Source organism: Streptomyces sp. NPDC056580 (assembly GCF_042793175.1).
GTDB lineage: Bacteria > Actinomycetota > Actinomycetes > Streptomycetales > Streptomycetaceae > Streptomyces.
In genome coordinates this window covers 201,297-214,338 of sequence record NZ_JBHTVE010000004.1, presented here as the reverse complement: position 1 = coordinate 214,338, position 13,042 = coordinate 201,297, and the positions used below count along the sequence as shown (strand labels likewise).

At 73.5% G+C, this 13,042-nt stretch carries 9 protein-coding genes; 3 read left to right on the top strand and 6 right to left on the bottom strand.

The genetic code is table 11. The features are described from left to right. Nucleotides 1–41: 41 nt before the first annotated feature. A complete protein-coding gene (locus ACFQ9Z_RS09860; RefSeq protein ID WP_383013617.1) occupies nt 42–1,685 on the bottom strand; it encodes an ABC-F family ATP-binding cassette domain-containing protein in 1,644 nt (547 codons plus the stop codon). A gap of 76 nt (nt 1,686–1,761) precedes the next feature. Beyond that, nucleotides 1,762–2,787: an oxidoreductase gene (locus tag ACFQ9Z_RS09855; protein ID WP_383013614.1), complete on the bottom strand. Its 1,026-nt coding sequence runs from the start codon at nt 2,785–2,787 to the stop codon at nt 1,762–1,764. 90 nt (nt 2,788–2,877) lie between these two features. On the opposite strand from ACFQ9Z_RS09855, the gene ACFQ9Z_RS09850 reads away from it, so the two are divergent. Beyond that, a complete protein-coding gene (locus tag ACFQ9Z_RS09850; protein ID WP_383014454.1) occupies nt 2,878–3,795 on the top strand; it encodes an FAD-dependent oxidoreductase in 918 nt (305 codons plus the stop codon). Between the two features lie 4 nt (nt 3,796–3,799). On the opposite strand, the gene ACFQ9Z_RS09845 is transcribed toward ACFQ9Z_RS09850, so the two are convergent. Then, the gene (locus ACFQ9Z_RS09845) at nt 3,800–5,749 is read right to left on the bottom strand and encodes a Xaa-Pro dipeptidyl-peptidase (protein WP_383013611.1); all 1,950 of its coding nucleotides are present in this window, start codon (nt 5,747–5,749) and stop codon (nt 3,800–3,802) included. Between the two features lie 172 nt (nt 5,750–5,921). Between ACFQ9Z_RS09845 and ACFQ9Z_RS09840 the strand changes: the two genes are divergently transcribed. Next, nucleotides 5,922–7,415 (top strand): M1 family metallopeptidase, encoded by a 1,494-nt coding sequence (locus ACFQ9Z_RS09840; RefSeq protein WP_383013608.1) that lies wholly within the window; start codon nt 5,922–5,924, stop codon nt 7,413–7,415. 13 nt (nt 7,416–7,428) lie between these two features. On the opposite strand, the gene ACFQ9Z_RS09835 is transcribed toward ACFQ9Z_RS09840, so the two are convergent. Both ACFQ9Z_RS09835 and ACFQ9Z_RS09830 read right to left on the bottom strand, forming a co-directional pair. Next, on the bottom strand, nt 7,429–8,346 hold the full coding sequence (locus tag ACFQ9Z_RS09835) for a PfkB family carbohydrate kinase (RefSeq protein ID WP_383013605.1): 918 nt from the start codon (nt 8,344–8,346) through the stop codon (nt 7,429–7,431). Nucleotides 8,347–8,475: 129 nt separating this feature from the next. Beyond that, on the bottom strand, nt 8,476–9,942 hold the full coding sequence (locus ACFQ9Z_RS09830; RefSeq protein ID WP_383013602.1) for an amino acid permease: 1,467 nt from the start codon (nt 9,940–9,942) through the stop codon (nt 8,476–8,478). 212 nt (nt 9,943–10,154) lie between these two features. Here ACFQ9Z_RS09830 and ACFQ9Z_RS09825 point away from each other — a divergent pair, with 212 nt between their 5' ends. Beyond that, nucleotides 10,155–10,865, top strand: a complete 711-nt coding sequence (locus ACFQ9Z_RS09825; protein WP_383013599.1) for a MerR family transcriptional regulator — start codon at nt 10,155–10,157, stop codon at nt 10,863–10,865. Here the strand turns inward: ACFQ9Z_RS09825 and ACFQ9Z_RS09820 are convergent. After that, complete coding sequence (locus tag ACFQ9Z_RS09820; RefSeq protein WP_383013596.1) at nt 10,860–13,040, bottom strand: 3-hydroxyacyl-CoA dehydrogenase NAD-binding domain-containing protein; 2,181 nt, start codon at nt 13,038–13,040, stop codon at nt 10,860–10,862. The two genes, ACFQ9Z_RS09825 and ACFQ9Z_RS09820, sit on opposite strands and share 6 nt — an antisense overlap. Nucleotides 13,041–13,042: the final 2 nt, after the last annotated feature.

Genomic DNA, 13,042 nt, shown 5'->3' with positions numbered 1-13,042 from the left:
GGGCCGGGGCGAGCCGCCCCGGCCCCGGCCGCCGGGGGCGGCTAGGACTGCTCGGTCACCTTGCCCGCGGCGACCTCGAGGCGCCGGGTCACCCGGACCGCGTCCAGCATGCGGCGGTCGTGGGTGACCAGCAGGAGGGTGCCCTCGTAGGCGTCGAGGGCCGACTCCAGCTGTTCGATCGCGGGCAGGTCGAGGTGGTTCGTCGGCTCGTCGAGGACGAGGAGGTTGACTCCGCGGCCCTGCAGCAGCGCCAGGGCCGCGCGGGTGCGTTCGCCCGGGGAGAGGGTCGCGGCCGGGCGCAGCACATGCGTGGACTTCAGGCCGAACTTGGCGAGCAGGGTGCGGACCTCCGCCGGCTCGGTGTCGGGCACGGCCGCGCAGAAGGCGTCGAGGAGCGTCTCGGGGCCGTGGAACAGCAGGCGGGCCTGGTCGACCTCGCCGACCAGGACGCCCGAGCCCAGGGCGGCGTGCCCGGAGTCCAGCGGGACCCGGCCCAGCAGCGCGCCCAGCAGGGTGGACTTGCCGGCGCCGTTCGCCCCGGTGACGGCCACCCGGTCGGCCCAGTCGATCTGGAGCGACACCGGCCCGAAGGCGAAGTCACCGCGCCGCACCTCGGCGTCGCGCAGGGTCGCCACGACCGCTCCGGAGCGCGGTGCGGCCGCGATCTCCATGCGCAGCTCCCACTCCTTGCGCGGCTCCTCCACGACCTCGAGGCGTTCGATCATGCGCTGGGTCTGCCGGGCCTTGGCGGCCTGCTTCTCGCTGGCCTCGCTCCGGAACTTGCGGCCGATCTTGTCGTTGTCGTTGCCGGCCTTGCGCCGGGCGTTCTTCACGCCCTTGTCCATCCACGAGCGCTGCGTCTGCGCGCGGTCCTGGAGCGCGCCCCGCTTGTCGGCGTACTCCTCGAACTCCTCGCGGGCGTGCCGGCGGGCCACCTCGCGCTCCTCCAGGTAGGCCTCGTAGCCGCCGCCGTAGAGGTTGACCCGCCCCTGGGCCAGGTCGAGCTCGAGCACCTTGGTGACCGTGCGGGCCAGGAACTCGCGGTCGTGGCTGACGACCACGGTGCCCGCGCGCAGGCCGGTGACGAACCGTTCCAGCCGCTCCAGGCCGTCCAGGTCCAGGTCGTTGGTGGGCTCGTCCAGGAGGAAGACGTCGTACCGGGAGAGCAGCAGGGAGGCGAGGCCGGCGCGGGCCGCCTGGCCGCCGGACAGGGAGGTCATCGGCTGGTCGGGTCCGACGCCGAGGCCCAGGGAGTCGGCCACCTCCTCGGCGCGTTCCTCCAGGTCGGCGCCGCCGAGGCCGAGCCAGCGCTCCAGGCTCGCCGCGTAGGCGTCGTCGGCGCCCGGTGCGCCGTCGACCAGGGCCTGGGTCGCCTCGTCCATCACCCGCTGCGCCTCGGCGACGCCGGTGCGGCGGGCCAGGAACTCGCCGACGGTCTCCCCCGGCCTGCGCTCCGGCTCCTGCGGCAGGTGGCCGACGGTCGCGGCCGGCGGGGAGAGCCGCAGTTCGCCCTGCTCGGGCGGGGTCAGGCCGGCGAGCAGGCGCAGCAGCGTGGATTTTCCGGCGCCGTTGACACCGACGAGACCGATCACGTCCCCCGGTGCGACGACGAGGTCGAGCCCGGCGAACAGGGAGCGGTCGCCGTGCCCGGCGGCGAGGTTCTTGGCGACAAGGGTGGCAGTCATCAGAGCGCCGATCCTAATGTCCCGGGCCCGGCTCCGGTCCTGGGTCCCGCCGTCGGGCGGCCCCCCGCTCCGCCCCTCACCTCCCTACCGGCCGCACCAGCACACTCCCCGTGGTCCGGGCCACCACGAACGACTCCCCCCTGACCGCCTTCGGGTCCAGCGGGATGCGGTGGCGGCCGGGCTCCAGGACCCCGTCGAAGACGTCCCGCACGTGGGCGCGGCCGAGCAGGCCGAGGCGGTACGCGGTCACCCGGACCCGGCAGGCGGAGGTCACCTCGACGTCCGCGGCGCCGCCGGCGGCGCACAGGGAGCCGAGCCGGCGCGGCGGCGCGCCGCGGTCCAGGGCCTGTTCGATCTGCGCGACGAGGAGCGGGACGACCGGGGCCAGTCCGTCCACCCGGGCGACCGCCGCGCCGGCGCGCTCGAACGCGTCCAGCACCGCGGAGCGCCGGTCCTCGCTCACGGCCCGGCCGAAGGCGACCGCGCCGTAGCCGCGCAGCTCCCCGGCGGTGACGCCGGTGGCGTCCTGGGTGATGTCGGCGCCGATCCCGATGGTGCGCAGCGCGGCGGCCAGCCGGGCCATGACGGCGACGCGCGGGCCGATCAGCAGCACCCGGCGGCGGGGCGGGTACGGGGCGCCGGTCCCGGCGGCGAGGGCGTCGAGCGCGGCCCGGTACTCGGGGCCGCGGAAGCGGAACGGCCCCATGCCGTGGTACCCGTTGAGCTCCAGATCGGCGTGTTCTCCGGTCTGCCAGGCGAAGTCCCGCCAGACGTAGTCCTCGCCGTCCCGCTCGATGACCGCGGTCACCGCGCCGCAGGCCAGGTCCGCGCACTCGGGGCAGCCGTAGATGACGAACCGGCCGCCGGGAAGCGGGGGTTCGCTCTCCCCCAGCAGGCCGCGCACGTGCTCGGTGAAGATGGCCGGGGGGACGTCGGAGGCCAGCGGGGAGACGGCGTCCAGGTCCGCCAGCCGGAACAGCAGGGGGCGGCCGTCGACGACGAAGTCCACGAAGTCGCGGTGGACCTGGTAGCCGCCGTCGGCGAGGACACCGCCGGCGCGTGTCGCCGGGGTCAGGCCGAAGGTCGCGTATGCGGCAGACATGCTGTGAGTATTCCCATACCGGGAGGGGTGTGAGCGCTGCGCGGCGGATCCGTCTAGCGTCTGGGTGTGGAACGCGTGACGAGTGACGAAGTGATCGTGGTCGGCGGCGGTATCGCCGGCCTGACGACGGCCGTGGTGCTGGCCGAGTCCGGGCGGCGGGTGCGGGTGTGGGCGCGCGAGCCCGCCGAACGCACGACCTCGGCGGTGGCCGGCGGGCTGTGGTGGCCGTACCGGATCGAACCCGAACCGCTGGTCGGCGCCTGGGCGCTGGAATCCCTGGCGGTGCACGAGGAGCTGGCCGCCCGCCCCGCGGAGACGGGCGTACGCCTGGTCGAGGGTGTACACGCGGGGACGGGGCTGGACGAGCTGGGCGACTGGGCGGGCCGGGTGCCGGGACTGCGGGCGGTGCCCGGGGGGCTGGCGGCGCGGCTGCCGGTGATCGACATGCCGGTCCATCTGGCGTGGCTGCGGCAGCGGTTGACGAGGGCCGGAGGGGCGGTCGAGGAGCGGGAGGTGACCGACCTCGCGGCGGTGCCCGCCGGTGCCGTGGTCAACTGCACGGGCCTCGGCTCCCGTTCGCTGGTGCCGGACCCGGCGGTGCGCCCGGTGCGCGGGCAGCTCGTCGTGGTGGAGAACCCGGGGATCACGACCTGGTACACCGCCGTCGCCCACTCCTCCGCCGACTCGGCCTACTTCATCCCGCAGCCGGGTGGGCTCCTCCTCGGCGGTACGGCCGAGGAGGACGACTGGTCGCTGGACCCGGATCCCGCGACCGCCGAGGCGATCGTCGCGCGGTGCGCGCGGATCCGGCCGGAGCTCGCCGGTGCGCGGGTCCTGGCGCACCGGGTGGGTCTGCGGCCCGCCCGGGACGCGGTGCGCCTGGAACGCCGGCCGCTGCCGGACGGGCGGCCGCTGGTGCACAACTACGGCCACGGCGGTGCCGGGATCACGGTGGCCTGGGGCTGCGCCCGCCGGGCGGCCCGGCTGGTCGCGGGCCCGGCCGCCTGAGGGGTCAGGGCGCGGGGATGTGCTCGGTGCGCTCCGGTGCGCCGACGCCGGTCAGCCGCCGGGGTGCGGGAGCGGCGGGCGTGCTGCCGGAGACGGCCCCGGCGAACGCCGCCGGGCCTCCGGTCAGCGGGAGCCGCGCCGACGTGCGGGCCAGGTCGAGGGTGAGGGACGGCCGGGTGGACGGCGGTTCGATGAGGTCACGGTCCGTGCCGGCGACGACCAGCGCCAGGCGGTGGCCCCGGGGGATCACGTGGTCGGTGGCGGCCAGGTCCAGGGTCATCGTGACGGCCCTGCCGGGGGTCAGCGGCACGCCCCTGCCGAGCGAGGCGTGGTGGCCGAGGTCGGCCCAACCCCGGCTGAACACCGTGTAGTCGGTCCGGACCGTCCTGGCCTCGGTCTTCCTGAAGCAGGCGCTGTCCCCCGGGGTGCTCTCGCCCCAGCAGGAGCGGTCGGCGAGCGTGGTGATCCCCTCGGCAGCGTCGGCGTAGTCCCGGACGGTGTCCGGGCCGAGGTCCACCAGGACGGCGGACAGGTGGGCCGAGGCGGTGGTCGAGGTGACGGTGACGGTCACCCGGGAGGAGCCGGACAGGCGCAGGTCGCGGGTGAGCGGTGCGGTGAGGAACCCGGCCTTCTCGGGGGTGGGGGTGGTGAGCCGGGCGGCCCAGTCGGTCTCGCTCAGCGCCGGGTCGTCGGTGAACGTCTCGGTGCCGGTGGCCGGGCGCAGGCCGAGGGTGCCGACGCCCGCCCGCGCGCCGGGGGCCGGGCGCAGAGTGGTGGTCCGGGTGCCCTGCGGCGGCCAGGCCCGGGAGGTGACCCACTGGTCGGGACGGCGTTCGATGTCGGCCATCGGCTCGCGGTCGATGCCGTTGTCGTAGCCGAGGAGTTCGTGGTCGAACCAGCGGTGCAGGGTGTCGACCCAGGCGCCCCGCCGGTAGTCGAAGGGGTCGACGTGCCCGGTCTGGGAGAGCCAGATCTTGCGTTCGACGCCGTGCCTCGCCAGCGCGTCCCACCACTGGCCGAAGTGCTTGGTGCGCACGTTGAGGTCCTGCATGCCGTGCGCGAGGAACACGCTCGCGCGCACTCGGGCCGCGTCCTTCACGTAGTCGCGTTCGGTCCACAGCGGGGTCCAGTCGCCGCTGCGCGGGCTGCCGTCGGCGAGCTTCTTCCGTACGGCCGCGCAAGCCGCGCGGGCGGCGTCGCTCTCGACGTATCCGGCCAGGTCGTCGGGGCCGCCGTCGTAGAGCGGGGCGCCCTGGGCGAAGTAGTAGTCGTACCAGGAGGAGATGGCGCTGATCGGGACGATGGTCCTCAGGCCACGCACACCGGTGGCGGCGACGCCGTTGGCGATGGTGCCGTCCCAGCTCTTGCCGATCATGCCGGTCCTGCCGTTGGTCCAGCCGGCCCTGACGGTCGTGGCGCCGGTGCGGCTCGTGTACGCCCTGGCGCGGCCGTTCAGCCAGTCGATCACGGCCTTCGCGGACTGGATCTCGAAGCGGCCGCCGACGTCGACGCAGCCGTCCGAGCGGTTGGTTCCGGTCAGGTCGACGCCGACGAAGGCGTAGCCGCGGGGGACGAAGTAGTTGTCGTAGAACAGCGGCATCTGGACGACGCGGCCCTGCGCGTCGTACGTCTTGCGCTGGCTCTCGTTGCCGCGTCCGCAGCAGGAGTAGTACGGGCTGGCGTCCATGATGACCGGCACCTTGCGGCCCTGGCGGGCGGGTTCGGAGGGCCGGACGATGTCGGCGGCCACCCGGTCGGTGCGTCCGTCGCCGTCCGCGTCGAGGCCGGTGTCCACCCAGACGGCCTCGCGGACGGCGTGCGCGTAGGAGTAGACGGGCCGGCTCCCGCGCGGCGCGGCGTGGGCGCCGGCCGGGGTGAGGAGGGCGGCCGCCAGGGCCGCGACGGCCGCGGTCGCGAGCGTTCTCCAGATCGTGAAGCGCGTGCGTGTCGGCATGCGCGGACGGTACTCCCGTCAACTCCCGTGCAGAAGAGGGCCTCACGGCAGCCGGGTGGCGTGTGACGGCCGAATGGCGATCGTGTGACGGCGGGGGGCGTGGACAGGCCAGGGGCCACAGCGACTGAATAGGCTCCGAACAGACTTCCTGTCCCGACGACTTGGAGCTGACGTGCACCGCAGAATCATCGCGCCGGGCGCACTGGCGGCGGCCTCCCTCCTGCTGGCGATCCCGGCATCGGCCGCGAACCACACCCCCGGCGCGCCGGGCATCGGCGACCCCTATTACCCGAACTACGGCAACGGCGGCTACGACGTCTCGCACTACGACCTGAGGCTGCAGTACCAGCCGCGGACGGACGAGTTGCAGGGCACCGCGACCATCCTGGCCCGGACCACCCAGGACCTGTCCAGCTTCGACCTGGACTTCCTGCTGGACGTGAGCGAGGTGCGGGTCAACGGCAGGCAGGCGGCGTTCGCCAGGTCGGGCGAGCACGAGCTCGTCGTCACCCCGGCGGCGCCGCTGGCCGAGGGCGCCCAGGTCACGGTCGTGGTCCGGTACAGCGGGGTGCCGTCGAAGAAGACCGCCTACGGCTTCACCACCTGGCACCGCACCCCGGACGGCGCGGTGGCCGCCGACGAGCCCGAGTCGGCCTGGTGGTGGTTCCCGAGCAACGACCACCCCAGCGACAAGGCCACCTACGACGTGTCGGTGGCCGTGCCCGACGGCACGCAGGCCATCTCGGGCGGCACGCTGCAGTCGACCTCCTCGAAGCTGGGCTGGACCCGCTACAACTGGCGGCAGAACAAGCCGCTGGCGACCTACCTGTCCACGCTCGCCGTCGGCAGGTTCGACATCACCACCGGCACCTCCGACGGCGGTGTGCCGGTGCTCAACGCCTACAGCGAGGACCTCGGCGACAACGACGGCGCCGCGCGGGCGAGCGTGGAGCGCACCGGGGAGCTCGTCGACTGGCTGAGCGGCTACTTCGGGCCGTATCCGTTCGCCTCGGCGGGCGGCTACGTGCCGAACACCACCACCGGGTACGCGCTGGAGACGCAGACCCGGATCTACTACAGCCCGAGGCAGTTCGCGAACGGCGCGAACACCTCGGTGGTCGTGCACGAGCTGGCCCACCAGTGGTTCGGCGACGACGTGTCGCTGAAGGGCTGGAAGGACATCTGGCTCAACGAGGGCTTCGCGCGCTACGCCCAGTGGCTGTGGTCGGAGCACGAGGGCGAGGGCACCACGCGGGAACTCGCCGACTACGTGTACGCCTCCCATCCGGCCGACGACGCGTTCTGGACGGTCGCGCCGGGCGACCCCGGCCCGGAGCATCAGTTCGACGCCGCCGTCTACGACCGGGGCGCGCTCGCCGTCCAGGCGCTGCGCGAGGAGATCGGCGACGACGCGTTCTTCGCCGTGCTGAAGGGCTGGCCCGCGGAGCACGCGTACGGCAACGCGTCGGTGGCCGACTTCCAGAGGTACGCCGAGCGGGTGTCGGGCCGGCCGCTGGCGGCGCTGTTCGACACCTGGCTGTTCCAGCCCTCGAAGCCGGCCGCGCGCGCGGCCCGTGCGGCGTCGCTCGCCGGGGCGGGCTCGGACGTCGCACGGCCGCGGTCGTGGAAGCGTATCGAGGCGACGAACGGCGTGCACCGGCGCTGACGCCCCGCACGGCTCACGCGGCGACGGCGGCCATCCGCTCGACCAGCGCGTCGCGGCTCATCGGCTCGGCGCGGGTGGCCGGGACGGTGCAGGCGTGGGCGCCGGCGACCGCCCCGTAGCGGGCGCACCGCAGGGGCGGCTCGCCGGCGAGCCGGCCGTAGAGGAACGCGGCGGCGAAGGCGTCGCCCGCGCCGTTGGAGTCGACCACCGGCGCGGGCGGGGCCACCGCCGGTATCAGGGTCAGCTCGCCGTCGGCCAGCAGGTACGCGCCCTCTGCCCCGGCGGTGGCGACGACGACCTCGGCCCGGCCCCGCTCGGCGATGCGGCGCACGGTCCGCTCGGGGTCGGACAGCGCGGCGGCGGAGAGGAACACGACGTCGGCCGCCAGCGCGAACGGCTCGTGGTAGGGGTTCTCACCGTCCCAGTCGTGCAGGTCGGTGGAGAGCGGTACGCCCGTCCCGGCCAGCACGGGCAGGGCCTCGGCGCAGGGCTGGGTGATGGTCACGTGGACGTGCCGGCTGGCCCCGGCGAGTGCGCGCAGCGTGTCCTCCGGGAAGCGGTCGCCGGGGTGGGCGCGGCTGGTGTCGTACAGGGACAGCCGCCGGCCGTCGGGGCCGACGAGGTTGACCGCCCGCTTGGTCCCGGCGGGGGCGGGGAGCGCGGTCAGGCCGATGCCCCGCTCCCGGTGCAGGGCGCGCACGAGGTCGCCCTCCGGGTCGTCGCCGATGAGGTCCAGGTGGTGGGTGCGCAGGCCCAGCGCGTCCAGCCCGAGCGCCACGAAGTCACCGGTCTGCCCGGCGCGGGTGCGGATCCCGGAGCCGATGCCGTAGCTGTCCGCGTAGGGCAGCGGCAGCTCCGGGACGTACACGATCGTGTCCACGCCGGCCCCGCCCAGCACCAGCACGTCCACCGCTTCACCCTGCGAGCCCATGCCCCGCCCTCCCCGTGGTCGTACACCGTCGCACCGCAGCTTATGCGGGGAGCGTGCACGGACACGCGGGGTCCGGTCACTTCCCGGCGGGAGGGCACGTCCCCGTCCGTCCCGCCGGGGATCCGCCCGCTACTTCGCCGGCGCGGGCAGTTCCAGCTCGGCGTTGCGGGTCACGCGGCGGCGGACGCCGAACCAGCCGGCGACCAGGAGGACGGCGACCACGGGGACGAGCAGGAGGGTCTTTCGGCCGACCTCGGGGTCGTTCCACATCATGCCGAGGCAGGCCAGCAGGAAGGCGACCGTGGCGATCTCGGTGACCGGGCTGAACCTGAGCTGGAAGTGCGGGCGGGTCACCAGGCCGGCGCGGGCCCGGCGGACGAAGACGAGGTGGCAGATCATGATGATCACCCAGGTGCTGATGATGCCGAGGGAGGCGACGTTCAGCACGATCTCGAAGGCCTGGCTGGGCACCAGGTAGTTCAGGCCGACGCCGAGCACGCAGACCGCGCAGGTCAGCAGGATGCCGCCGTAGGGGACCTGGCTGCGGTTCATGCGGGCGGTGAACTTCGGCGCCGAGCCGGCCGTGGCCATCGAGCGCAGGATGCGGCCGGTTGAGTACAGGCCGGAGTTGAGCGAGGACATGGCGGCGGTCAGCACCACCAGGTTCATCACGTCGCCGGCCGCCGGGACGCCGATCTTGGACAGCACCGTGACGAACGGGCTCTGGCCGGCGGAGTACACCGAGCCGGGCAGCAGCAGGGCGAGCAGCACGACCGAGCCGACGTAGAACAGGCCGACGCGCCACATGATCGAGTTCACCGCGCGCGGGACGACCTTCTCCGGCTCGGCGGTCTCGCCGGCCGCGACGCCGACCAGCTCGAGGGCGGCGTACGCGAAGATCACGCCCTGCATGACCAGGACGACCGGCATCATGCCCTGCGGCAGGATGCCGCCGTGGTCGGTGATGACGCTCAGGCCCGGCTTCTCGCCGCCGACCTCGTGCTGGGTGGCGAGCAGGAAGATGCCGATGAACATGAAGCTCACCAGGGTCGCGACCTTGATGATCGCGAACCAGAACTCCATCTCGCCGAAGATCTTCACCGAGATCAGGTTCACCGCGAGCACCACCGCGAGAGCGATCAGGGCCAGCACCCACTGCGGTATGGCCGTGAACATGCTCCAGTAGTGCGTGTACAGCGCGATCGCGGTGATGTCGGCGATGCCGGTGGTCGACCAGTTCAGGAAGTACATCCAGCCGGCGACGTAGGCGCCCTTCTCGCCGAGGAACTCGCGCGCGTAGCTCACGAAGGACCCGGAGGACGGACGGTAGAGGACCAGCTCGCCGAGGGCCCGTACGACGAAGAAGGCGAAGACGCCGCAGACCAGGTAGGCCAGGGCGAGCGCCGGACCCGCGGTGTGCAGGCGGCCGCCGGCGCCCAGGAAGAGGCCGGTGCCGATGGCGCCGCCGATGGCGATCATGTTGACGTGGCGGGCCTTGAGGTCCTTGCTGTAGCCGGCGTCGCCCGCGTCCGCGGGGGTCCGGTCCGCCGGGGGGCGGGCGGTGGCCTGTGCCGATTCCACGGCGTCCTTGCTCACGGGTGGTTCCACTTCCTGGTGCGCCCGGGCCTCGTGGGCCCGGGGTTCGTACAGGTCCTGGCCCGCACCACCCCGGTGTGTCGCGGTACAGACCAAGGCAGCAGCTTCCCAGGTGGCCCACCGGGTATGCGATGGTCCATGTCACACCAGGGCACTTCTCACATGTTCGGCACACGTTTCACACGCCTGGTGAGACAGCGATACTGCTGCACATGACGACGGACGCCACGACCGGGGACGGGGAGCAGGCCCTCACCATCGACGAGCTGGCCGCGCGGGCGGGCGTCACGGTGCGCACCGTCCGCTTCTACGGCAGCCGGGGGCTGCTCCCGCCGCCGGAGATCGGCCCGCGGCGGGTGGGGCGCTACGGCCCCGGGCACGAGGCGCGGCTGGCCCTGATCGAGGAGCTGCAGCAGCAGGGCATGACCCTGGCGGCGATCGAGCGGTACCTGCGCCGGCTGCCGCCGGAGCTCAGCCCGCACGACCTGGCCATCCACCGCGCGGTGGTCGCGTCCTGGGCGCCGGAGGCCCCGGAGACGGTGTCGCGGCGGGAACTCGAGCGGCGGGCGGGGCGGCCGCTCACTTCGGCGGACGTGGAGCGGCTGGCCGCGATGGACGTCGTCCGCCGGGAGGACGAGGACGCCTTCCGGGTGGACGCCGGTCTGCTCCGGCTCGGCGTGCGGCTGCTCGATGTGCCGCTGTCGCAGGAGGCGATCCTCGCGGCGCGCGAGGTGCTCGTGGAGCACTCGCGCGCCGCGGCCCGGGAGCTGGCCCAGCTCTTCCGCGGCGAGGTGGCGGAGCGCGACGCCCGGGACGCGCGGTCCCTGTCGGCGCACATGCACCCGCTGGTGGTGCAGGCGCTGCTGTCGACGTTCCAGCGCTCGCTGCGGGAGGAGCTGAGCGAGTGGCTCACCGGGTCATGAGCGCCGGTCGCCGAACGGCTCCCCCTTCTCGGCCTTGTCGACGAGCAGCGCGGGCGGGGTGAACCGCTCGCCGTAGCGCTCGGCGAGCTCGCGCGCGCGTGCGACGAATCCGGGCAGGCCGCCCTCGTAGCCGTTGACGTACTGGAGCACGCCGCCGGTCCAGCCGGGGAAGCCGATGCCGAGGATCGAGCCGATGTTGGCGTCGGCGACCGAGGTCAGCACGCCCTCCTCCAGGAGCCTCACGGTGTCGAGCGCCTCGGCGAAGAGCATCCGCTCCTGCATGTCGCGGAACGGGATCTCGTGCCCGGGCCGGGTGAAGTGCTCGCGCAGGCCCGGCCAGAGCCCGGCCCGCCTGCCGTCCTCGGTGTAGTCGTAGAAGCCGGCGCCGCCGCTGCGGCCGGTGCGGCCGAACTCGTCGACCAGGCGGTCGATGACCGCCTCCGCCGGGTGCGCGGTCCAGGTGCCGCCCGCCTCCTCGACGGCCTTCCTCGACTCGTTGCGGATCTTGCGCGGGAGGGTGAGGGTCAGCTCGTCCATCAGGGAGAGCACCTTGGCCGGGTAGCCGGCCTGGGCGGCGGCCTGCTCCACGGAGGCGGGCTCGACGCCCTCGCCGACCATGGCGACGCCCTCGTTGATGAAGTGGCCGATCACCCGGGAGGTGAAGAAGCCGCGCGAGTCGTTGACGACGATCGGCGTCTTGTTGATCTGCCGGACCAGGTCGAAGGCCCGGGCGAGGGCCTCGTCGCCGGTGCGCTCGCCCTTGATGATCTCGACCAGCGGCATCTTGTCGACGGGCGAGAAGAAGTGCAGCCCGATGAAGTCGCCCTGCCGCTCCACGCCCTCGGCCAGCGCGGTGATGGGCAGGGTGGAGGTGTTGGAGCACAGCAGCGCGTCGGGCGCGACGACGGACTCGACCTCCTGGAAGACCTTGTGCTTGAGCGCGGTGTCCTCGAAGACGGCCTCGATGACCGCGTCGCAGCCCGCGAGGTCGGCGACGTCGGCGCTCGGGGTGATCCGGGCGAGGAGCGCGTCGGCCTTCTCCTGGCTGGTGCGGCCCCGGGAGACGGCCTTCGCGCACAGCTTCTCGGAGTAGCCCTTGCCCTTGAGGGCCGCCTCCAGGGAGACGTCCTTGAGGACGACGTCGATGCCCGCGCGGGCGCACGAATAGGCGATGCCGGCGCCCATCATGCCCGCGCCGAGAACGGCGACCCTGCGGACCTGGCGGGGCTCGACGCCCTGGGGGCGGTTGGCGCCGGAGTTGACGGCCTGGAGGTCGAAGAAGAACGCCTGGATCATGTTCTTCGAGGTCTGCCCGGCGGCCAGCTCCACGAAGTAGCGGGCCTCGATGACCTGGGCGGTCTCGAAGTCGACCTGGGAACCCTCGACGGCCGCGGCCAGGATGTTGCGCGGGGCCGGGTAGGGGGCGCCGCCCGTCTGCTTGCGCAGGGTGGCCGGGAAGGCGGGCAGGTTGGCGGCGAACTTCGGGTTGGCCGGGGTGCCGCCGGGGATCCGGTAGCCGGGCCGGTCCCAGGGCTGCCGCGACTCGGGGTTGGCGTCGATGAAGGCGCGGGCCTTGGCGAGCAGCTCCTCGGGGGTGGCGGCGACCTCGTGCACCAGGCCGTTCTCCTGGGCGCGGCGCGCGTTGTACTGCTGCCCCTGGAGGAGCACCTTCAGCAGCGCGTCGGCGATGCCCAGCAGCCGTACGGTGCGCACGACGCCGCCGCCGCCGGGGAGCAGGCCGAGGGTGACCTCGGGGCAGCCGATCTTCGTGCCGGAGGTGTCGAGGGCGACGCGGTGGTGGCAGGCGAGGGCGAGTTCGAAGCCGCCGCCGAGGGCCGCACCGTTGATGGCGGCGACCACCGGCTTGCCGAGGGTCTCGATGCGGCGCAGGTTCCGCTTGACGGCGAGGCCGCCGTCGAACAGCTCCTGGGCGGTCTCCGGGGTGACCCGGATCAGGTCGCGCAGGTCGCCGCCGGCGAAGAAGGTCTTCTTGGCGGAGGTGAGGACGACGCCGCGGATGGAGTCCTTCTCGGCCTCCAGGCGGTCGGTGATCGCGGCGAGGGAGTCGCGGAACGCCTGGTTCATGGTGTTCGCGGACTGGTTCGGGTCGTCCAGGACGAGGGTGACGACCCCGGTGTCGTCCTGCTCCCAGCGGATGGTGGTGCTCTCGGTCATGA

Excerpts from the sequence above, each read along its gene's own strand:
- ACFQ9Z_RS09855 (WP_383013614.1), bottom strand. The coding sequence starts at position 2,787 with ATGTCTGCCGCATACGCGACCTTCGGCCTGACCCCGGCGACACGCGCC.
- ACFQ9Z_RS09845 (WP_383013611.1), bottom strand. The coding sequence starts at position 5,749 with ATGCCGACACGCACGCGCTTCACGATCTGGAGAACGCTCGCGACCGCG.
- ACFQ9Z_RS09860 (WP_383013617.1), bottom strand. The coding sequence starts at position 1,685 with ATGACTGCCACCCTTGTCGCCAAGAACCTCGCCGCCGGGCACGGCGAC.
- ACFQ9Z_RS09825 (WP_383013599.1), top strand. The coding sequence starts at position 10,155 with ATGACGACGGACGCCACGACCGGGGACGGGGAGCAGGCCCTCACCATC.
- ACFQ9Z_RS09835 (WP_383013605.1), bottom strand. The coding sequence starts at position 8,346 with ATGGGCTCGCAGGGTGAAGCGGTGGACGTGCTGGTGCTGGGCGGGGCC.
- ACFQ9Z_RS09820 (WP_383013596.1), bottom strand. The coding sequence starts at position 13,040 with ATGACCGAGAGCACCACCATCCGCTGGGAGCAGGACGACACCGGGGTC.